Raw genomic sequence first — 22,419 nt, forward strand, 5'->3', positions numbered from 1 at the left:
AAAAAGCCCATGACATTTCATGGGCTTTTTTGTGCCTGCTGACTCGACCCTGTAGGAGCTGCCGCAGGCTGCGATCTTTTGATTTTGATTTGCAGAAGCAAGACCAAAAGATCGCAGCCTGCGGCAGCTCCTACAGTTCAGCGCACCGTTTGGCGTAGTCGTCTGCCATCGCCTGAATACGTGGATCAGTTGCTCCCGTAAGAGCCTGACTCGCCACCCGCAGGAAATTCAGATTGCCACCGGCCAGCGCCTTACGCAGCCAGATCAATGCACCCTCAATGTTCCCGTCGTCAGCCAGCATCGCCGCAAAGCTGAACTGACCGCGAAAATCCCCGCCCTCGGCCGAACGTCGATACCAGTCACGGGCCGCTGTCGGATCCGCCGGACAGACGCGCCCCTCTTCCAGATATCGACCCAACAGATTCATCGATTTCGCATGACCGAGTTCGGCAGCCTGGCGATACAAACTCAGTGCGCGTTGCTGATCCTCAACCACCCCGCGCCCCGTCGCCAGCAGGTTGGCATAGTTGTACATCGCCCAGTCCAGCCCGGCTTCCGCCGCCATCTGATAATGCCGTGCGGCCAACGAAGCATCCGCCTCGCAGCCCCAACCATGCTCATGACAACGGCCGAGCATATTGCGCGCCATCAAATGCCCGCGACGGGCGGCGATGTCGAACCAGCGCACGGCGAGCGGCTGATCCTGAGCGATGCCCTGCCCGTCCAGCAGAATCTGGCCGAGTAACGCCTGGGCATCGAGGATGTCTGCGCGCGCCGCCATCAGAATTGCCTGGGCGGCACGGGCCGGGCTTTCGTCAAGCATGGATTTGAGCGCGTCACCGTCGAGGATTTCTTCGCGGCGCAAATGAAAACTCATACCTCGACCCAACGGCGCAACAGGTTGTGATAGGTGCCGGTCAGGCGGATTAGCGAAGGGTGATCGGGGACATCCTGGGTCAGCTGCCGGATCGCCCCGTCCATCTCGAACAGCAGCGCCCGCTGACTGTCTTCGCGCACCAGGCTTTGCGTCCAGAAGAACGAAGCGTAGCGCGTGCCACGGGTGACGGCATTGACCTTGTGCAAACTGGTGCCGGGGTAGAGCACCATATCGCCGGCCGGCAGCTTTACGCGCTGGGTGCCGTAGGTGTCCTGGATTTCCAGTTCGCCGCCGTCGTAGTCCTCGGGCTCACTGAAGAACAGCGTGGCCGAGAGGTCGGTACGCACCCGCTCGATGCTGCCCTTGGGCTGGCGCACGGCATTATCGATGTGGAAGTCGAAACTGCCCCCCGCCGTGTAACAGTTCAGTAACGGAGGAAAGACCTTGTGCGGCAAGGCTGCCGACATGAATTGCGGATTGTTCCACAACCGCTCCAGCATGGCGGCGCCGATCTCCTTGGCCAGCGGATGACCTTCCGGCAACTGCAAATTGTGCTTGGCCTTGGCCGACTGGTAACCGGCGGTGATCTTGCCATCGGCCCAATCAGCCTGCTCCAGAGCCCCACGGATGCGCTGCACTTCTTCTTTTTCGAACAGGCCGGGAATGTGCAGCAGCATGGCGAAAACACCTGAGAAGAAAAGGGTGCCAATGGTATTGATTCTTATTGCCCGTGTAAAACCCGCTAGACGAACGAAGCAGCAAAAACCGTAAGGCTAAATTGTAAAGAATGTAAATTCAGTGCGAATAGTAATGTTTCGCAATTGATACGAATACGTGTTTACCCTATATTCCGCGACCTCAAATCCTTGGGGAGGGGAATTAAAATGTCACGTCAACAACAGTCACCGGTCAGCTCACCACGTTTGCTCGCTTCTGCAATTGGCGTGGCGATCACTGCCGGCTCCGCTGGTCCCATGGTGTTCGCGGCTGAAAAAACCGACGACAAAGCACCGGGCAACACGATTTCCCTCGGTGCCACAGCCATTACCGGTGAAGCCCAGGACGAGACGACCTACAACGTCGAAAAAGCCTCCTCTCCCAAGTACACCGCGCCGCTGGTAGACACCCCGCGCTCGGTCACGGTCATCCCGCAACAAGTCCTCAAGGACACTGGCGCCCTGAACATGCAGGACGCGCTGCGCACCGTTCCAGGCATCACCTTCGGTGCTGGTGAAGGTGGCAACCCGCAAGGCGACCGTCCGTTCATTCGCGGTTTCGATGCCCAAGGTGATACCTACCTCGACGGCGTACGCGACACCGGTTCGCAGAGCCGCGAGATCTTCGCCGTAGAATCGATCGAAGTCAGCAAAGGCCCGAACTCGGCCATCGGTGGCCGTGGCGCTGCCGGCGGCAGCATCAACCTGGTGAGCAAGAAGGCGCACCTGGGCAACTCGCTCGACGGTGGTTTCACTTGGGGCTCGGACCAGACTCAGCGCTACACCTTCGACGGTAACTACCAGTTCACCGACACCGCCGCCGGCCGTCTGAACCTGATGAGCCACGAGAGCAACGTCGCCGGTCGTGACAGCGTCGATTACGATCGCTGGGGTATCGCACCGTCGCTGGTCTTCGGCCTGGGCACTGACACTCGGGTCAATCTCGACTACTACCACCTCGAAAGCAACGACACCCCGGATTCGGGCATTCCGTACTCGATTCCAGTCGCTGGTTCCGCTGCCCGCACCAAATCCAACCCGGACAAACCGGAAGACGGCGGCGACAGCAGCAACTTCTATGGCCTCGATGGCCGTGATTTCCGCAAGGGCCGCACCGATACCGCGACCTTCGCCATCGAGCACGACCTGAACGACGCGCTCACCATCAAGAACACCCTGCGTCACGGCACCAGCATGCAGGACTACATCCTGACCCAGCCGGATGACAGCAAGGGCAACGTCAACAATGGCAGCGTGTGGCGCCGGGCCAACACCCGTGTCAGCAACACTGAAACAACCACCAACCAGACCGACCTGTTTGGTGACGTGTACATCGCGGGCTTCAAGAACAGCTTCGCCACCGGTATCGAGTTGAGCCGCGAGGAAAGTAAAAAATCCTCGTACAACGTCAACACCGACACCACGCCGGGGACTCCAACTACAACAGCGGATCCAGGCACCCAATGCACCCCGGCAAGGATCGGTGCTCCTAGCGGCTACAACTGCACCTCGCTGTCCAACCCGAACCCGAGCGACCCATGGAACGGTGCCATCTCGCGTAACTACGCCGGCACCGACACCACCGGTAAAACCTACGCGCTCTACGTGTTCGACACCCTGACGCTGTCAGACCAGTGGCTGGTGAACATGGGCCTGCGCTACGACCATTTCGACACCGACTACAAAACCTACAACGCTGCCGGCACCACCACCGCCAAGGGCGATGATGTCAGCGAGTTCGTGACCGGTCAGTTCGGCGTGGTCTACAAGCCGGCAGAAAACGGCAGCATCTATGCGTCCTACGCAACCTCGGCAACACCACCGGGCGCGACCCTTGGCGAAGGCCAGGACGGCAACCCGCTGGGCGGCACCCCGGATCGCAGCGGCAACTTGTTGAGCAGCGACCTGGAGCCGGAAACCACCAAGAACTACGAAATCGGCACCAAGTGGGATCTGTTGAATGATCGTCTGTCGCTGACGGCAGACATCTTCCGCACCGAGAAAGACAACGCTCGTGTGCAAACCAACACCACTACTTACGAGAACGTCGGTAAAACCCGCGTTCAAGGTTTCGAACTGTCGGCCACCGGCAAGCTCACCGACAAATGGCAGGTGTTCGCCGGTTACGCCTACATGGACAGCGAGCAAGTGGATGGCGGCGACTTGCCGGCAAACAAAGCCAACAATGGCAACGAACTGCCGAACACACCGAAGAACAGCGCCAGCCTGTGGACGACTTACCAAGTCACGCCGAAGCTGACCATCGGTGGCGGCGCGTTCTATGTCGACGACGTATTCGGTAGCGCAGCCAACACCACCATGGTCGATTCCTACGTTCGCTACGATGCGATGGCCGCCTACAAGCTGACCAAAAACGTCGACCTGCAATTGAACGTGCAGAACCTGACCGACGAAACCTACTACGACAAAGCGTTCTCGACCCACTTCGCCAACCAGGCGGCGGGCCGTACTGCCTTGCTGAGCACCAACTTCCACTTCTGATCGTAGGAGCTGCCGCAGGCTGCGATCTTTTGATCCTGATGTTTGGCGAAGCTGAAATCGTCACAAATCAAAAGATCGCAGGCTTCGCCAGCTCCTACTTTGGGCAAGGCCCCGCTCATCCAGGTGAGCGGGGTTTTTGCGTGTAAAAAGAATGTTTCTCGAAAACCCACGGCATCATAATGCGCGCCGTGATGACCACTTTTGAACGAACAAGGCGAGCGACGTGTTGAAGAAAACCCTGTTCCAGTTGCACTGGTTTTTTGGCATCAGCGCCGGTCTGGTCCTGGCCCTGATGGGCATCACCGGGGCGACGGTGTCGTTTCAGGATGAGATCCTGTACGCGTTGAACCCGTCTGTGTTGCAGGTGCAAAAACAGGTCGCCGGTGTGCTGCCGCCCGCTGAACTGGTGGAAAAAGTCGAAGCCGCCACGGGCCTGAAAATCGCCATGCTCTCGGTCGACATCGACAGCGACATCGCGGCAAAAGCCTTCTTCACCCCGGCACCGGGTGAGCGTCGCGGCCCCATGCGTTTCTTCGACCCCTACACCGGCGAACTGCTGGGTGACGCTAGCGGCCAGCAGTTCTTCGGCCTGATGCTGCAACTGCACCGCTTCCTCGCTATGGGCGATACCGGTCGACAAATCACCGGCGCCTGCACCTTGATCCTGGTGTTCTTCTGCCTGTCCGGCCTGTACCTGCGCTGGCCGCGCCAGTGGAAAAGCTGGCGTGCCTGGCTGACCCTCGACTGGAAGAAAAAAGGTCGCAGCTTCAACTGGGACCTGCATTCGGTCGCCGGAACCTGGTGCCTGGTGTTTTACCTCCTGTCGGCGCTGACCGGGTTATCCTGGTCCTACGAGTGGTACAACAAGGGACTGAATCAATTGCTCTCCGACTCACCGCAGAACGAACGCGTGCGCGGCGGTCGCGGCCCGGCGCCGAAAGGTCCGGCACCGTCGGCGGACTATTCGGCGATGTGGAGCAGCATCTACAGCGCGGCCGGTCCCGGTCTGAGTTTCTATAACACCCGCATGCCACCGGTGGCCGGACAACCGGCGACCGTTTTCTACCTGCTCAAAGACTCGCCCCACGACCGTGCGCTGAACCAGATCACCCTCGATCCGGTCACCGGTGTGATCAAGCGTCACGACCGCTACAGCGACAAGAGCTTCAAGGCCCAGTTGCTGACCAGCATCTACGCGCTGCACGTCGGCAGTTACTTTGGCATCGGCGGGCGAATCATCCTGACGATCACCGCGCTGACCATGCCGCTGTTTTTCATTACGGGCTGGCTGTTGTACCTCGATCGTCGACGCAAGAAACGCCAGATCAAGGACGCCCGCAAAGGTCTTGCGCAACCGGGCAGCGACGCTTCGGCATGGCTGATCGGTTTCGCCAGCCAGAGCGGTTTCGCCGAGCAACTGGCGTGGCAAACCGCCGGCCAATTGCAGGCTGCCGGCCTGCCGGTCAAGGTCCAGCCGCTGGCAGATGTGAGCGAACAGGACTTGCGTGATTCGAGCAACGCGCTGTTCGTGGTCAGCACCTTCGGCGACGGCGAAGCGCCGGACAGCGCCCGTGGTTTTGAACGCAAGGTACTGGGCCGCAGCTTGAGCCTGGAAAGCCTCAACTATGCCGTCCTCGGTCTCGGTGATCGCCAGTATCAACATTTCTGCGGCTTCGCCCGACGCCTGCACAACTGGCTCGGCGAGCACGGCGGCAAGACCCTGTTCGCCCCTGTGGAAGTCGACAGCGGCGACCCTTACGCCTTGCGTCACTGGCAGCAGCAACTGGGCCTGTTGACCGGTCAGGCGCCGGCAGACACCTGGCATGCGCCGAGCTACGACAACTGGACCCTGACCCGCCGCGATCTGCTCAACCCGGACAGCAGCGGTTCGCCTGTCTATTTGCTCGGCCTGACCGCGCCCACCACCAGCAGTTGGCTGGCCGGCGACCTGGTGGAAGTGCTGCCGCGCAACTGCCCTTGGGCGATCGAGCATTTCCTCGATGGCCTGGGGATCGATGGTCGCGCCACGATTGAACTCGATGGTCTGTCGCAGCCGCTGGAGCAAGCCCTCGCCAGCCGCCAACTGCCCGAGAATCGCAGCCACTTGGTCGGCCTGCACGCGCAAGCGTTGGTAGCGGCCCTCGTGCCGCTGGCCATGCGCGAATACTCGATTGCTTCGATTGCCGCCGACGGCATTCTGGAATTGATCGTGCGCCAGGAGCTGCATGCCGATGGCAACCTAGGCGTCGGTTCCGGTTGGCTGACAGAACATGCGCCGGTGGGCGGCAGCATCAGCCTGCGGGTCCGTCGCAACAGCGGCTTCCATCTGCCGAACGAACCGGTGCCAATGATTCTGCTCGGCAACGGCACCGGCCTGGCCGGACTGCGCAGTCTGCTCAAAGCGCGGATTGCCGATGGTCAGCAACGTCAGTGGCTGCTGTTTGGCGAGCGCAATCGCGAACACGATTACCTGTGCCGCGATGAGCTGGAGGAGTGGTTGATTTCCGGTGACCTGCAGCGTCTGGACCTGGCGTTCTCGCGCGATCAGGCCGATAAAATCTACGTGCAGGATCGCCTGCGCGAATCGGCCGCTGAACTGAAGAAATGGCTGGCGGACGGTGCGGTGATCTACATCTGCGGCAGCTTGAAGGGCATGGCCAGTGGCGTGGATCAAGTACTCAACGACGTACTTGGCAGCGCCGAAGTCGAACGCCTGATCGAGCAAGGTCGTTACCGCCGCGACGTTTACTGACAACACCACCCTCCCCCGTAGGAGCTGCCGCAGGCTGCGATCTTTTGATCTTGATCCAATAAACAAAATCAAAAGATCGCAGCCTGCAGCAGCTCCCACAGGAGGTCGGTACTGTTACACCGGCTGCAGTTTTTGCTCAAACATAGAAACCCCATCCAGATCGCGCAACACCACACTCAACTCCCCGCTCTGCCCTTCGATGTTCACCTCACCAAAAAACTGAAAACCGGCAAACGGCGATGTGTTCTGCGCGGGTGGTGCTTTCTGGAATACCACTTCAGGGCCGAAGGTTTTATCCAGCGGATTAGGCCCGTAGCTGCCGGCATTCAGCGGCCCGGCGACGAACTCCCAAAACGGTTCGAAATCCTGAAACGCGGCCCGATCCGGGTGGTAATGATGGACGGCGCAATAATGCACATCCGCCGTCAGCCAGACGAAATTGCGCACCTGTTGCGCCCGCAAAAATCCCAGCAACTCGGCTATCTCAAGCTCGCGACCCTGAGCCGGTCCCGGATCGCCGTTGGCCACCGCCTCCCAGCGCGCCACGCCGGGGCTGACTTCGCCATCAGGGACGCCGAGGCCAATGGGCATGTCGGCGGCAATGATTTTCCACTGGGCCCTGGAGGCTTTTAGCGATGCTTTCAGCCAGTCCAGTTGCTCTCGCCCAAGGAACGGTTTGGCGTCACCGAGGTTGTCATCGTTGGCTTCGCGGTAGCTGCGCATGTCGAGCACGAACACATCGAGCAGCGGCCCGTAACTGAGCTGCCGATAAATCCGCCCGCCGCCATCGGCACTCTGCAAACGCATCGGTGCGTATTCGAGCCAGGCCTGACGCGCGCGGTCCACCAGGCTGTGGATATCTTTGCTCTTGTAGCGCTCATCCAGTTGCTTGCCCGGCGACCAGTTGTTCACCACTTCATGGTCGTCCCACTGCCAGATCTGCGGCACCTCGGCGTTGAAGCGCCGGATGTTTTCGTCCATCAGGTTGTAGCGGTAATTGCCGCGATAATCGTCCAGCGTTTCGGCGACTTTGCTCTTGGCTTCGGTGGTGATATTGCGCCACACGCGACCGCTTTCGGTGGTGAGCTGGGCGGGCACGGGGCCGTCGGCGTAGATGGTGTCACCGCTGTGGATAAAAAAATCCGGCAGACGCAAACGCATGGCTTCGTAGATGCGCATGCCGCCGATATCAGGGTTGATGCCGAAGCCCTGGCCGACGGTGTCACCGCTCCAGACAAACCGGATGTCGCGGCGGGTTTGCGGCACGCTGCGCAAGTGGCCGAACCACGGTTCGCTGGCGACCCCGCTTTGAGCATCCTCAAATTGCACACGGTAGAAAATCGCCTGATCGGCGGGCAACCCGGTCAGCTCGACACGAGCGGTGAAATCAGTGCGGGCATCGGCAAGGGGCGAGACGAATCGCCGAGGGTTGGGAAACAGGCTGCGGGTGTCCCACTCCACCACCATCCGCGCCGGGCGGTCGCTGCGGCTCCAGATGATTGCCCGGTCACCGAGCAAGTCGCCGGACTGCACGCCGTCGGTGAGTTGGGGGCGATCCTTCACCGAAGCGATGACCGCGGGCGCCAGCCCCGGCAATAGCAATCCGGCGCCGACCGCTTGCATCACACGACGGCGGCCGAGGTTGAAATCGCTCATGGTGTTCTCCCTGGAAAAGGAAAAACTTAAGCATGGCCGGATGAATCGATTGTGACAGAAAAGATCGCAGCCTTCGGCAGCGCCTACATTGGCCTGGTGTGAACCAATCCTGTAGGAGCTGCAGCTGGCTGCAATCTTTTGATCTACGCCTTTACCGGCTCCAGCGCCAACTCAACGGTTTCAGGCCGTTTCACCAACGCATACACCACTGCCGTCAACAAACTCCCGGCAACAATCGCCAGCAAATACAGCAACGCATGATTGATCGCATTCGGGATCAGCAGCACGAACAAACCACCGTGGGGCGCCATCAGCTTGCAGCCGAAATACATCGACAATGCACCGGTCAGCGCACCACCGGCAATGCTCGCCGGAATCACTCGCAGCGGATCTTTCGCAGCAAACGGAATCGCCCCTTCGGAGATGAAGCACAACCCCAGCACCAACGCTGCTTTACCCGCCTCGCGTTCGGTCTGGGCGAACTTGCGCCGGGCGATAAACGTAGCGATCCCCAAGCCAATCGGCGGCACCATGCCGGCCGCCATGGTCGCGGCCATCGGTGCATAGCTCTGCGAGGCCAGTAGCCCCACCGAGAACGCATACGCGGCTTTGTTGATCGGCCCTCCGAGGTCGACGCACATCATCCCGCCCAGCAGCACACCGAGCAGAATCGCGTTGGTGGTGCCCATGCTGTCGAGGAAATGCGTGAGCCCGGCGAGCATTCCCGCCACCGGTTTGCCGACCACGTAGATCATCACCAACCCGGTGAACAAACTGGCCAGCAATGGAATGATCAGGATCGGTTTCAACGCTTCAAGGCTTTGCGGCAAACGCGCATAACGGTTGATCGCCTGCGCCGCGTAACCGGCAATGAAACCGGCGATGATCCCGCCGATAAAACCGGCGCCCAGGGTACTCGCCAACAGACCGCCAATCATCCCCGGCGCCAGGCCAGGGCGGTCGGCAATCGAGTAGGCGATGTAACCCGCCAGCAACGGCACCATCAACTTGAACGCCGTGTCACCGCCAATCTGCATCAGCGCCGCCGCCAGAGTGCCTTCTTCCTTGAACGCGGTGATGCCGAACACGAACGACAGCGCGATCATCAGACCGCCCGCCACCACCATCGGCAACATGAACGATACGCCGGTCAGCAGGTGTTTATAGACGCCGGTTTTCTCCTGTTTGGCCGGGCCTTTGGCGCCGCTCGCTGCGCTTTCCTGCGTGCCTTCGGCGAGGGCTTTGTTCAGTGTGGCTTCGGCCTGCTTGAGGGCGATGCCGGTGCCGCAACGGTAGATTTTCTTGCCGGCAAAACGCTCGGTGGCGACTTCGATGTCTGCCGCCAGCAACACCACATCGGCCTCGGCAATGGCTTGGGCACTCAGCGGATTGCGAGCGCCGACCGAGCCTTGGGTTTCCACTTGCAGCTCATAGCCCAAACGCTTGGCCGCTTGCTGCAATGCTTCGGCGGCCATGAACGTGTGCGCGACGCCGGTCGGGCACGCGGTGACGGCCACCAGGCGCGGCGCATTTTTTGCGGCCACCGCCGGTTCGGCGACAACGTCCGGCGCGCGATAAATCTGCGCCTCTTCGGCACCGCGACGCAGCACAGATTCGACATCTTGCAGGGCCTGGGCCGGGGTGCTCTGGAAGACGCGTTTGCCAATGAATCGCGTCATGTCCACCGGGGCGCTGGTAACCAGCAGGACCCACTCGGCAGCCTCAATCGTGGCCGCCGACAATTGCCGTTCGGGGTGCGCCGCATCGCTGATTTCGACGCTGGTGCTCCAACCCTGGCGCTGAGCTGCCGCATCCAGCAAACGGGCGCACAGCACACTGGTGACCATGCCGTTCGGGCAGGCAGTAACAATGGCTAACTTCATGACCAACCCTCTTATTGTTCTGTCAGGGGACGCACGCGCACACCCTGTTCGAGCTGCGCCAATTGCGCCGCATCGCTGATGCCGAAGCCGATCTGGGTCACGGCCAATGCGGCAATCGCCGTGGCCGTGCGCAAGGTTTGCTCGGGGGTGTCGGCACTGACCAAACCGTGCAGCATGCCGGCCAGCAGCGAGTCTCCCGCGCCCACCGTACTGGCAACACTGACCTTGGGCGGCGTGGCGTGCAGTGCCGAGCCGACACTGAACCAGTTCACACCTTCGGCACCGTGGGAAATCACCACATGCTCGATGCCCTGCGCGTGCAAACGGCTCGCCGCTTCAGCTTGCGCCACCAACGAAACCGCCTCGCCACCGAGCACTTCGGCCAACTCTTCACTGTTGGGTTTGATCAGCCACGGACCGGCCTTGAGCGCCGCGCGCAAGGCCGGTCCGCTGGTGTCGAGGGCGACCTTCAGACCGAGGTTTTTCAAGCGTTCGATCAGCGCTTGCAGCCACTGCGGGCTAACGCCTTGCGGCAGGCTGCCCGCCACGACGACAGCGTCATGCCCCGGCGCAATCTGATCGAGGCGATCAAGCAACGCCTGTTGTGCCTCGGCGCTTACCTGCGGCCCCGGACCATTGAGATCTGTGATACGCCCGTCGCTTTCCGCCAGTTTGATATTGCTGCGGGTCTCGCCGGGGACACGGATGAACGCATCGACAAAACCCCGTTTGGCGAACAAGGTTTCGAACGCTTGCAGATTGTCTTCACCGAGAAAGCCACTGACCGTCAGCTGATGCCCGAGGTCCGCCAGCACTTGCGCCACGTTCACACCCTTGCCGGCGGCGTGGGTGTGCATGGTTTCGCTGCGGTTGACCTGACCGGGCTCCAGCCGCGACAACTCGATGGTAAGGTCGAGCGCCGGGTTGAGGGTCAGAGTAAGAATCCGGGCCATTACAGCGCCTCCACTAATGCGCGCACTTCATTGGCGCTGCCCACGGCGAGTGCCTGTTGGGCAAGAACTTGAGTCTGGCTGAGGCTGAGTTCGCGAATCCGTGCCTTGACCTCGGCAATACTGCGGCCGCCCACACTGAGCTCATCCACACCGAGGCCGACCAACACCGGCACGGCCAGCGGATCCGCCGCCAGTTCGCCGCACACGCCCACCCACTTGCCGTGGGCATGGGCCGCACGCACGGTGATGTCGATCAGTTGCAGCACCGCCGGGTGCAAGCCATCGGCCTGAGCGGAAAGCGTTGGATGACCACGGTCGATGGCCAGGGTGTATTGCGTGAGGTCGTTGGTGCCGACGCTGAAAAAGTCGACCTCTTTAGCCAGCACAGGCGCCAGCAATGCCGCCGACGGTACTTCGATCATGATCCCCAGTTGCAGGTCCGCAACCGGGATTTCCAGGCGAAGGCGCTCAGTCATGTCCCGTGCCTGACGCCACTCATCGACGCTGCCGACCATGGGGAACATGATGCGCAACGGACGGTTGTCGGCAGCGCGCAGCAAGGCGCGCAATTGCGCTTCCATGATCTGCGGCCGTTGCAGGGTCAGGCGAATGCCACGCACGCCAAGGAACGGGTTTTCTTCCTTGGCGATGGGCCAATACGGCAGCGGTTTGTCGCCGCCGACATCGAGGGTGCGCACCACCAGCGGCCGCCCGGCGAGTCCATCGAGGACGCGGCGGTATTCAGCTTCCTGGGTCGCCTCGTCCGGCGCTTGCGAGTGGGCCATGAAAATCAGCTCGGTGCGCAACAGACCGATGCCCTCGGCGCCCTGCTCCACCGCGCCGATTACGCCAGCGCTCTCACCGATGTTGGCAAATACTTCTACCGCATGACCGTCGGTGGTGAGCGCCGGTTGATGACGTTGTTCAGCGGCGGCCTTCAAACGTTGTTCGCGGGTGTCCCGCTCTTCGGTGGCGCGCTGCAACGTTGTCGCATCGGCATCCACGTGCAGGCGACCGCGTTGGCCATCCAGCAACAACGGCGTGCCCGGCGCCAGCAGCAACACCGCAGGCCCGGCACCCACCAGTGCCGGAATGCCCAGCGCACGGGCGACAATGGCGCTGTGGGCCGTGGCGCCGCCACGGGCAGTAAGAATGCCGGCCACGCGGGTCGGATCGAGCCGCGCCACATCCGACGGGCCGACTTCATCCATCACCAGAATGTACGGTTGATCCGGCTCGCTCGGGGTTTCGATACCGCAAAGTTGCGCCAGCACGCGGCGGCCGATATCACGCAAATCGGCGGCGCGCTCGGCAAGCAAGGCATCCTGCAAGGATTCCTGCTGTTTGGCCGCGGCTTCGATCACCGACATCCATGCCGCTTCGGCGCTTTCACCTTGCTTGAGACGGGTGTCGACTTCATCGGTCAACTCCGGGTCGTCGAGCATCTCCTGATGGGTGATGAAAATCTCACGAATGGCCTTGGCCTTGCTGCGCTCGATCAGGCCCTGAATGTCGCTGCGCACTGACGCCAGCGCTTGTTTGAGGCGCTCGCGCTCGACGGCGGCGGACTCACCGCGCAGTGGGTATTCGATGGCTTGCAGGACTTGAATATGCGCCGGGCCAATGGCAATACCCGGCGCGGCGGCGATGGCCTGCACCAGACTCCCGGAAGCCGGCGCCAGCAACACTTCGGCGACCTCGACAATGTCTTCGCGAGGCTGACTCACGGGCGGCAGCGGCTCCACCTCTTCGCCCAGGCCTTCTTCGATGGCGGCCAACAACGCTGGCAAGGCATCGGCGGCAATGCTCGGTTCGGCGATGATTTCCAGCACCTGACCGCGACGGGCACCGAGGCTGAGCAGTTTGCTCAAGCTCTTTACCGACACGGCGCTGTCCTGGCTATCGACGATGCGAATGCGGATCTCGCCTTCAAAACTTTTCGCCAGTTGCGCGAGGATCTTCGCCGGGCGCGCATGCAATCCGTGGGCGTTGGCCAGTGCAATGCGTGCGCTCGGCCAATCGGCCGGCAACTCACCGCCGAGCACTTCCAGCACTGCGCGGCAACTGGTGGCGCGACCCAACTCATGACCGCGACCTTCGATCAGCAACGCGCACAAGCGTTCGAGCAAGGCTTGATGGGCCTCTCCCAAACTGGCCAGGCAGAACAATCCATTAAGTGGCTGGCCGAGGTAACGCAACGGTCTGTCCGGCGTAACGAAGGCCAGCCCCGGGCGTTTCACCGTTTGCTCGCTGTGCAGCCACCACAGACCATCGCCCAGTGGCAGCGCTTCGACCTGTTGCAGCACCGCAGAGAAACCGTTGCTCACGCAATCGGCCTGACGCAGCAAGCGTGCACCACGCCAGACCAGCTCTTCGAAATCTTCGGCGGCAACGCCCAGGCCAATCATCTGCGCATCCAGCGCCAGCTCTTGCGGCGCGCCTTGCAACAGTTTGAGCAAGGCTTCGGCAGTGCTGGCGCGGCGCAGGGCCTGCCCCAAGTCGGTTTCGCCGAGGGCACGGGTCAGCAGTTGCAACAGGCGCAGGTGTTCGTCGGATTTGGCGGCGATGCCGATGGCCAGGTAGACAGTCTGCCCGTCGCCCCAATCAACGCCTTCGGGGAACTGCATCAACCGCACGCCGGTGGTAAATACCTGATCGCGGGTTTGCGGTGTACCGTGGGGGATCGCAATACCTTGACCGAGAAAGGTCGAGCCCTGGGCTTCACGGGCTTGCAGCCCGGCCAGATAACCCTCGGCCACCAGGCCATCGGCGACCAGATGCCCGGCCAGTAACTGCAACGCTGCGGACTTATCCACAGCCGACTGGCCCATGGAAATCTGCTCTATGGTGAGCTCGAGCATGCTTTCTCCTTTTTGGCACCGTGTTGGGGCCAGGTATTGTTTTGAATGATTCAGCTTAGGCTTTTGTCATGAAACAATCTTTGGCGGTTTCGCGGCAGAACCGGCCAAAGCGCATTTAACCTAGAAAATACGCTTGCTGAAACGTTTAATCTAGAATGATTGGCACGTTACTCGATAATGTTCCATCGTTGAAGCCCAACTTGTCGGATGCGTTGTGACCATGGTCGACTGCCCGAATCGGGTAGGATTGGTGAAAATGTCGAGGCAAGCTCGAAAAAACAAGGAATTGCGGGTTGAAACTCAGTGATATAGCCCAGTTGGCCGGTGTGTCCGTTACCACCGCCAGCTACGTCATCAATGGCAAGGCCGAACAGCAACGCATCAGCAGCGCCACCGTCGAGCGCGTACGCGCAGTGGTCGAGTTGCACGGTTTTACGCCCAATCCCCAGGCCGCCGGCCTGCGTAGCCGGCATACCCGCACACTGGGTTTTATTCTGCCGGACCTGGAAAACCCCAGTTACGCGCGAATCGCCAAACTGCTGGAACAAGGCGCGCGGGCACGCGGCTATCAGTTGCTGATTGCCAGCTCCGACGATGCGCCGGACAGCGAACGGCAATTGCTCAAACTGTTCAGCGCCCGTCGCTGCGATGCGCTGATCGTTGCCAGTTGCCTGCCGCCCGGTGATGACAGTTACCGGCAATTGCAGGCCAAGGGCCTGCCGATCATCGCCATTGACCGGGTGATGGAGCCCGAGCATTTCTGTTCGGTGATCAGTGACGACCGCGAAGCCAGCCTGCACCTGACCCAAAGCCTGCTCGACCCGCTGCCCAGGCAGATCGCCTTGATTGGCGCTCGTCCCGAACTGAGCATCAGCCAGGAGCGTGCTGCCGGTTTCAAGGAGGCGTTGGCCGGGTACAACGGCGAAGTACTGATCGAACACGGCGAGTCGTTCAGCCGTGAGTGCGGCAAACTGTTGATGGAAGAAATGCTTCAACGCGTGGGGCATCTTCCCGAAGCGTTGGTCACCACTTCCTACGTTCTGCTTCAAGGCGTGTTCGATGCCTTGCACGACTTCCCGCTGAAAAACCGCCCATTGCGCCTCGGCACATTCGGCGACACTCAGTTGCTGGACTTCCTGCCGCTGCCGGTCAATGCCATGGCGCAGCAACACCAACTGATTGCCGACAAAGCCCTGGCGCTGGCCCTGGCAGCCATCGAGCAATCTGATTACCAACCGGGCGTGCAGGCCATTGCGCGGACGTTCAAACAACGTATTCGTCAGGACTAAGCCATGGACCTGATCGACACCCACACTCACCTGGACTTTCCCGATTTCGATGCGGATCGTCAGGCGTTAATGACCGAAAGCCGTGCCCTCGGGGTCCGGCAAATGGTGGTATTGGGGGTCTATCAGGGCAATTGGCAGCGGGTCTGGGAGTTGGTGCAAGCCGATCCCGATCTGCATGCCGCCTTCGGTTTGCATCCGGTGTACCTGGACGCTCATCGCCCCGAGCACCTGACGGAACTCGGCGACTGGCTGACGCGACTCGCCGGCCATCGTCAACTGTGCGCAGTGGGCGAAATCGGCCTCGACTACTTCATCGAAACCCTCGACCGCGAACGTCAACAAGCGTTGTTCGACGCACAACTGCAACTGGCGGTGGACTTCAATCTGCCAGCGCTGATTCATGTGCGACGCAGCCACGCGGCGGTGATCGCCACGCTAAAACGCTTCAAGTTGAAACGTACCGGGATCATCCACGCCTTCGCCGGCAGCAAGGAAGAGGCGCGCGAATACATCAAGCTGGGTTTCAAACTGGGTCTTGGCGGCGCCGCGACCTGGCCCCAGGCACTGCGCATGCACCGAGTACTCGCCGAGCTGCCGCTCGACTCGGTGGTGTTGGAAACCGACTCCCCGGACATGGCGCCCGCTATGTTCCCCGGCCAACGCAACAGCCCGGCGCACTTGCCGGCGATCTGTGCGGCGTTGGCTGAAATTATGGCCATCACACCCGAACAGCTGGCGACCGCGAGTACGGCCAATGCATGCGCGCTATTCAACTGGCCCTGACTGACCACAGAAAATACTTGTGGGAGCGAGCCTGCTCGCGATAGCGGTGTAACAGTCAACGTGGATGTTGAATGTGAAATCGCATCGCGAGCAGGCTCGCTCCTACAGGGTTACGGCGCGTCAGTTAAACCCGGAACGCGCTGATCAGCTGTTTCAGCTCCACCACCTGCGCCGACAACGCGCGGCTGGCGTCCTCGGTCTGGTGCGCGCCCTCGGCGGTACGCTCGCCGGCGCGGTTGATCTCGACGATGTTCTGATCGATGTCATGCGCCACGGCAGTCTGTTGCTCAACGGCGGCGGCGATTTGCTGGTTCTGGTCGACGATCATGCCGACCGCGCCGAGGATATTTTCCAGTGCAAGCTGGACCTTTTCCGACTGCCCCACGGTGCCATTCGCCATCTCATGGCTGACACCCATCGCCTTGACCGCCGCGCCGACACCACCGTGCAACTTGGCGATCATCTGCTCGATTTCCTCGGTCGATTGCTGCGTGCGTTTGGCCAGGGTCCGGACTTCGTCCGCCACGACGGCAAACCCGCGTCCCTGTTCACCGGCCCGGGCCGCTTCGATCGCAGCGTTCAGCGCCAGCAGGTTGGTCTGCTCGGCAATGCTCTTGATCACTTCCAGTACGCGACTGATGGATTGGCTGTCACTGGCCAACTGATTGATCACCAGCACCGACTGATCGATCTCGCTGGCCAACGCTGCAATGCTGCCTTGCTGGGACTGCACCAATCCGCGTCCGCTGATGGTTTCATCGTTGACGCTGTGGGCGCTGCTGACCGCCGCAGCGGCACTGCGCGCCACTTCCAGGGATGTCGCCGACATCTGGTTCATCGCCGTCGCGACCTGCTCAATTTGTGTACGTTGTCCGGCCACAGCCTGGTTGCTTTGCGCCGAAACATTTTCCACTTGCCCGGCCTGACGCTCGACCTCACTGACGGTCTGCCCGACGCGCTCGATCAGGTCATGGATTTTCTTCACCGTACTGTTGAACACTTCGCCTAGCTCGCCCAGCTCATCGCGGCTGTTGGCACTGAAGGTCACCGTCATGTCGCCCGCCGCGACTTTGTCCATGACCCCACCCAGACGCTTGAGAGTGGTGCGGGTGGATGCGTAGAAACCGCCGTAGAGATAGAAGATCAAGATAAACACCACCGACAACGCTACGGCCTGCAAGATCATGTGCGTGCGGTTCTGGTCCAGGCGTTGCTGCAACTGGGTGCCCAGGAACTTCAGGGTGTCTTCGTTGAGTTGGTAGGTCTTGTCCATCAGGCCGGTGACCTGATCGTAAAAAGCCTGCCACGGCGCATCCAGCGTGTCAGCCATGACCACCTGTTCTTCGAACAGCTCACTGGCCTTCTTCAACGACGCTCGGCTGCTGTCTGCCTGGGTGGCCAGGGTTTGCGCCGCCGCTTTGCTGGAGCCCGTTGCGTCCTGCAATTTCAAGCCGTATTCGGCCTGAAGTTTTTCGATCTGCCCCAGCAGCTCATCAAAGCGATTGCTCGACGCCGAATTGAGAAAGCCTTGCCCCAGCGAAGACGCGCCAGTGGCCCGACCTTCACCCAGAATCTGGGTGATGCGCGGCGTGACGTTGGTCACCAGTTCAGTGAGTTGACGCATGTCGCTTTGATTGTCGCGGCTCAAACCGGCCTGACTGGCGATGAGCTGGCTGAAAATCTGCGCATTGCCGACCAGTTTGCCGGTCAGCGCACTTTTGCTTTGCAGGGATTTTTCCGTTTGCTGCGCCTTGAACGCGGCGATCATTTCATCGCGTTTGCCATCGAACACCGCGATTTGCTCGGGATCGGTGCTCATCGCCGTCAGCCCTTGCAGTCGAGACAGCACGCTTTGTTCCAGGCTACTGATCTGCGACTCGACATTGGCGGCCTTGCCCGACTGGCCGAGAGCAACGTTGATCTGCACCAGATTGTTCAGGGTTTCCAGGTCACGACGCAGCGTCAGGCTGCTGCCCAACAAGTCGAGGCTTTGCAGTTCAATCCGGGTGCCCTGGAATTCGCGATAGGAATCACGCACCAGATAGAAATTGGTCACCAGCATCGGTACCAGGAACAGAACACTGATCAGGCTGAACTTCATGCCGAAGCTCAGGCGATTCATTAGCGCGACGGCGGGATAGAGCAAGCTCTTCACTGGAAGTCTCCCTTGGATTTCTTATTTTTATTGGCAGGCGCAGCGAGGCAGCAGATAGCCACTATCCAGCGCTATCTCTGTATAGCTTAAATCGGCAGGTGGTTTTGTAACTTAAGGTTAACGGGGGTTGTATTCGTTTTGACGGTAAATCAAAAGATCGCAGCCTGCGGAAGCTCCTACGGATGTACGCGATCCCTGTAGGAGTTGCCGCAGGCTGCGAACTTTTAGCTCTTCAAGAAGAACTCAGGGGAGAACGGTCCACAATGCGAAACCGGCATACCAGAGCACCGCCGCCCGCAGCAGCAGTTCCCAGAGCCGGTCCAGATTATTGATGCCGTCAGGGCCGGCGACCGGCGCAGGGATTTCAGCGGCCACCCTTCCGGCCTTCTCGATCAACTGAGCGGCGCTGATGTTCCAGTTCAGCAGTTCATGCAACATCATCCGGCTGACGGCAACGAAGTTGCCAACCAAGGCGAAACTCGCTGCCAGCAAGCGCACCGGCACCCAGTCAAAGGCGTGGCGCAGCTGCCCCGCACGCTCGACCACCGCCGGGTTTGTCCCGTGTTCTTCCGCCAAGGCCAACAAGCGGTAGCTCAAGGCTGCGACCGGCCCCAACAGGAAATACCAGAAAATCACCGCGAAGAAGCTCTGATAAGCCTCCCACACTAAATGCGCTTCTACCCGCTCCAGCAGTTGTTCGCCGCTGTCGGCGCAGATGTCCAGATCGCGCTTGGCGACATGGGCCGCCGCTTGCAGATCTTCCCGGCGCCAGGCGTCGCGAAACGGCCCCAGACCGGCGAGCAGATCACCGCGCCCCAGGCTGTAAATCACCACCAACAGGTGCACCGGCAAAGCCAACAAACCGTAAGCCACCGGCTCAATCACCACCAACAGCAAGCCCAGCAGCGCGACAGGAAACAGCACCAATACCGCGAGAACCAGCCACGGGCGCTTGGCCAGGCGCGGGCTGACCTCAAGCTTGTGCAGCTCGCGAACCCAGCCCCCGTCGCGTTGAACCCGATGGCGCAGGGCCGAAAACTTCTCGATCCACACCGCCAACAGCAACACCAAAAAACTCATTGTCCTTCCTCTTTAACCAGGGCTGCGCGATAGCGAGCCCAGTCGAACGCCGGCCCCGGGTCCGTTTTGCGTCCGGGGGCGATGTCGCTATGTCCACAAATCCGTTGTGCGGTGATCGCCGGAAATTCCTTTTGCAGCTGCCGGGTCAGTCCGGTCAACGCTTCATACTGAGCATCGGTGAAAGGCAGATCATCCGTGCCTTCCAGTTCAATGCCCACGGAAAAATCGTTACAGGTTTCCCGCCCCTCAAAGCACGAAACACCAGCGTGCCAGGCGCGCTCAAGGCAAGAGACAAATTGCGTGACGGCCCCGTCACGCTCGATCAGAAAATGTGCGGACACCCGCAGGTCGGCAATCCCCTCAAAGTAGGGGTGCTCCGTGACATCCAGACGATTCTGGAAAAACTCCTGCACTTTGCCCGTGGCAAATTGTGCCGGCGGCAGGCTGATGTTGTGGATCACCAGCAGGGAGATTTCGCCCTCGGGGCGCGCATTGAAGTTGGGCGAGGGGCACAAACGCACGCCCTGACACCAACCGCTCGCGGGGTCCAACTGCATATCAATTCCTTCAACGACGACCGTGTTGGCTCCAGTATGCCGCGATAGACCCTCGGGACGCGATCACTTGCCGCGATCAAGGCGTCGCAGGCTGCCAATCACCGACTCCAGCGCCCGATCAAACAGCAAGGTGTCATCGAGCGTTCGCACCGCACCGCTACGAAATTCCAGTGCCAGGCCTGTACGACTGCGTTCCAGCACCTTCATCCCCGTGCGGTTGACGAAAATGTATTGGCCCGTCGCCTCAATGATCGCCGTCAGCTTGCAGCGCAATGTGTTATCCGGGTCTTCCTGGAATTCAACCCAGCCGCCCAGGCGCAACTGATCGACCTGCCGCAGCCCGATATCGTCCGGCAACAAAGACTGTGGCGTCGCTGGTGGCAACCCCTCATCGACTGACGGCAACGCAATCGCCTCGACTACCTCGACCCATTCCGTCGACCCGTGCTGCGCCTCTTCAAACATCTGCACGTGCAAGCCTTCCAGCTCGCTGAAAAACTCACTGGTGGCGAACGGATCAAACGACGAAACACTCAAGCCGTCACGCAACGCCTTGAGCAAGCCCGGCACCAGCGCCAGCAAGCGCGAGCGCGCATCAGCTTCCTCGTGGCGCTGCACGCTCCAGATCAACTGCGCCAGGGTCTGCACCGCCGCGTGCCACTGCGTCGACTGCTCGCCATGCTTGAGGCAGGTCAACAGCAACACCTTGCTCCAGGCGCCCTGAACAAACACCACCACGCCTCGCGGCAATTTTTTGCCCAGCAGAGCCTGATTCAAGGCCTGCTCGACATGCTGACGGGCCAGCGCGGTTTTCGCGCGCCCCTCTTCGGCGTCGCGGGTACGCTGTTCCAGCAGCTCGCTGCGGCGACGCTCCTCGCTGGTGAACGTCAGGAAGTCAGCCAGCAGCTCGGAAAAAATCGCCGGGTCATCGACAAAATCGTTCAACAGGCGCTTCACCACCTGCTCGATGCGCAGGTACAGGCTATCGCGCTGATAATCGTCACAGCGGCTCCAACCCAGCGCGGCACCGGCTATTTCATTGAGCAGACGCCGGGCGGGGTGAAGGCTGCGACTGAAAAAGCTCTTGTCGAGTATCGCCACCTTGACCATCGGGATTTGTAGCTGGCCCACCAACGCCTTGAGGCTATCCGGCAACGTACGATCATTGAGGATGCACTCGAACAGCATGGCGATCAGGTTGATCACATCCTCGTCCGCCACCCCCATCACGCGCGACTTGCCACTTTTGACACTGACCCGCGTCAGCAGCAGTTCCAGTTGATTGCGCAAGTCGAAATCATCCTGGGCTGCAGGCGTCGGTACGTACTGCTGTAAGTATGAAAGCAGGCGTAACAGGTCACGGGTGGAAATCGGCTGAGCCGGGGCATTCGTTTCAAGGATTGGCCCCAGGTTACCCCGCACGCCGGACAACAGTTCCTGCAATGCCAGGAACATCGGTGGCAAGCTGGCGTCGAGTGTTGGTGCTGGCGGCTTGGCCACGACCGGGGTGTCGGCGAGCGCCACAGGTGGATGCGCCAAGGCCGGCTTGAGATCGGGCAGTACACCCATGGCCATCAGCAACTGATTGGCTTCGCCATAGAGTTGGTGAGCCGCGCTGAGCACATAGTGCACGAATAGCTGAAGGATGATCAACTTGACCTTGATCTCCACCCCGAGATTACGCCCGGCCCGCAGGAAAAATTCACACAGCAGCGTCGGCCCCAAGGGGTTGTGCTGTTCGATCAGCGCCTTGCCCAATAAAGTACTCAGGCGAGCGGTTAGCTGGTCGAGCGCCACCCCGTCGCGGTCCAGCACTTTGTTGACCATGGCTTGCACCGCCACATTGCGCTCCACCTCGTCAGCGGGCAGCGCAACCGAGGCGGCAGGCGACGCCCGAGGCGCGCTCACCTGCGCCACGTCGTACCGGGATAAGCGGGCGAATGCTTCGAAGATCTGTTCGAAAAACAACCGCTCGATGCTTTTGCGCTTGAGGCGCAAATCGCGCATGGCCTGGAAGTAAGTGTTCTGCTCGACGCTATCGCGAGCCCGATCCGTCATTTCGAAAAGGGTGTCGTCGGCGTTATCGAACAACGCCTGCAAGCCGTGCCGGAGCTGCAACACCGCCTTGTCACGCACCTGAAGCAGAATCACCGGCAGGCGGGTGAGCGGCGAAGGAATCGCCTGATCGGTAGTTGCCCTGCGCATAGGCACTACATTCCCGTCGTTGTGCATCCAGCCTCCTGAAGCGGTAACTCTCGACTCGTCAAAGTCATGGCGTCAAATACAAGGCGTAATTATCGAGCAAAAGACAACCCTTGTACCAGCGACCCGTGAATCGCTTGTGGATATAGAGAC

At 60.7% G+C, this 22,419-nt stretch carries 14 protein-coding genes; 4 read left to right on the forward strand and 10 right to left on the reverse strand.

Features of this window, described 5'->3' with window-relative positions:
- Nucleotides 1–130 precede the first annotated feature (130 nt).
- Together KVG88_RS10070 and KVG88_RS10075 are read right to left on the reverse strand one after the other, a co-directional pair.
- Nucleotides 131–877, reverse strand: a complete 747-nt coding sequence (locus KVG88_RS10070; protein ID WP_217871237.1) for a tetratricopeptide repeat protein — start codon at nucleotides 875–877, stop codon at nucleotides 131–133.
- Nucleotides 874–1,554 (reverse strand): Fe2+-dependent dioxygenase, encoded by a 681-nt coding sequence (locus KVG88_RS10075; protein WP_150703956.1) that lies wholly within the window; start codon nucleotides 1,552–1,554, stop codon nucleotides 874–876. The genes KVG88_RS10070 and KVG88_RS10075 overlap by 4 nt, the downstream gene beginning before the upstream one ends.
- Before the next feature lie 207 nt (nucleotides 1,555–1,761).
- Between KVG88_RS10075 and KVG88_RS10080 the strand changes: the two genes are divergently transcribed.
- Nucleotides 1,762–4,095: a TonB-dependent receptor gene (locus KVG88_RS10080; RefSeq protein WP_217871238.1), complete on the forward strand. Its 2,334-nt coding sequence runs from the start codon at nucleotides 1,762–1,764 to the stop codon at nucleotides 4,093–4,095.
- A gap of 223 nt (nucleotides 4,096–4,318) precedes the next feature.
- Nucleotides 4,319–6,847 (forward strand): PepSY domain-containing protein, encoded by a 2,529-nt coding sequence (locus KVG88_RS10085; RefSeq protein ID WP_217871239.1) that lies wholly within the window; start codon nucleotides 4,319–4,321, stop codon nucleotides 6,845–6,847.
- Between the two features lie 114 nt (nucleotides 6,848–6,961).
- On the opposite strand, the gene KVG88_RS10090 is transcribed toward KVG88_RS10085, so the two are convergent.
- The 4 genes from KVG88_RS10090 to ptsP all read right to left on the reverse strand — a co-directional run bounded on the left by KVG88_RS10090 (nucleotide 6,962) and on the right by ptsP (nucleotide 14,200).
- Nucleotides 6,962–8,503, reverse strand: coding sequence for an alkaline phosphatase D family protein (locus KVG88_RS10090; protein ID WP_217871240.1), 1,542 nt, complete (start codon nucleotides 8,501–8,503; stop codon nucleotides 6,962–6,964).
- A gap of 143 nt (nucleotides 8,504–8,646) precedes the next feature.
- Entirely contained in the window at nucleotides 8,647–10,386 is a 1,740-nt protein-coding gene (locus tag KVG88_RS10095) for a PTS fructose-like transporter subunit IIB (protein WP_217871241.1), read from the reverse strand.
- An 11-nt stretch (nucleotides 10,387–10,397) separates the two neighbouring features.
- Nucleotides 10,398–11,339, reverse strand: coding sequence for a 1-phosphofructokinase (pfkB, locus tag KVG88_RS10100; protein ID WP_217871242.1), 942 nt, complete (start codon nucleotides 11,337–11,339; stop codon nucleotides 10,398–10,400).
- Nucleotides 11,339–14,200 (reverse strand): phosphoenolpyruvate--protein phosphotransferase, encoded by a 2,862-nt coding sequence (gene ptsP, locus KVG88_RS10105; RefSeq protein WP_217871243.1) that lies wholly within the window; start codon nucleotides 14,198–14,200, stop codon nucleotides 11,339–11,341. Before ptsP ends, pfkB begins: the two co-directional genes overlap by 1 nt.
- A gap of 293 nt (nucleotides 14,201–14,493) precedes the next feature.
- Here ptsP and cra point away from each other — a divergent pair, with 293 nt between their 5' ends.
- Together cra and KVG88_RS10115 are read left to right on the forward strand one after the other, a co-directional pair.
- Nucleotides 14,494–15,489: a catabolite repressor/activator gene (gene cra / locus KVG88_RS10110; protein WP_217871244.1), complete on the forward strand. Its 996-nt coding sequence runs from the start codon at nucleotides 14,494–14,496 to the stop codon at nucleotides 15,487–15,489.
- A 3-nt stretch (nucleotides 15,490–15,492) separates the two neighbouring features.
- Entirely contained in the window at nucleotides 15,493–16,272 is a 780-nt protein-coding gene (locus tag KVG88_RS10115; protein WP_217871245.1) for a TatD family hydrolase, read from the forward strand.
- Nucleotides 16,273–16,396: 124 nt separating this feature from the next.
- On the opposite strand, the gene KVG88_RS10120 is transcribed toward KVG88_RS10115, so the two are convergent.
- The 4 genes from KVG88_RS10120 to KVG88_RS10135 form a co-directional block, all read right to left on the reverse strand.
- Nucleotides 16,397–18,427 (reverse strand): methyl-accepting chemotaxis protein, encoded by a 2,031-nt coding sequence (locus tag KVG88_RS10120; RefSeq protein WP_217871246.1) that lies wholly within the window; start codon nucleotides 18,425–18,427, stop codon nucleotides 16,397–16,399.
- A gap of 243 nt (nucleotides 18,428–18,670) precedes the next feature.
- Complete coding sequence (gene ampE, locus KVG88_RS10125; protein WP_217871247.1) at nucleotides 18,671–19,507, reverse strand: regulatory signaling modulator protein AmpE; 837 nt, start codon at nucleotides 19,505–19,507, stop codon at nucleotides 18,671–18,673.
- Nucleotides 19,504–20,064 carry a 1,6-anhydro-N-acetylmuramyl-L-alanine amidase AmpD gene (gene ampD, locus KVG88_RS10130; protein WP_217871248.1) on the reverse strand — a complete coding sequence of 187 codons (561 nt, stop codon included), beginning with the start codon at nucleotides 20,062–20,064 and terminating at the stop codon, nucleotides 19,504–19,506. The genes ampE and ampD overlap by 4 nt, the downstream gene beginning before the upstream one ends.
- Before the next feature lie 63 nt (nucleotides 20,065–20,127).
- Nucleotides 20,128–22,296 carry a DUF1631 domain-containing protein gene (locus tag KVG88_RS10135; RefSeq protein ID WP_217871249.1) on the reverse strand — a complete coding sequence of 723 codons (2,169 nt, stop codon included), beginning with the start codon at nucleotides 22,294–22,296 and terminating at the stop codon, nucleotides 20,128–20,130.
- Nucleotides 22,297–22,419 lie beyond the last annotated feature (123 nt).

Origin of the sequence: Pseudomonas azerbaijanoccidentalis (assembly GCF_019145495.1) — a bacterium.
In the GTDB taxonomy this organism is placed as follows: domain Bacteria; phylum Pseudomonadota; class Gammaproteobacteria; order Pseudomonadales; family Pseudomonadaceae; genus Aquipseudomonas; species Aquipseudomonas azerbaijanoccidentalis.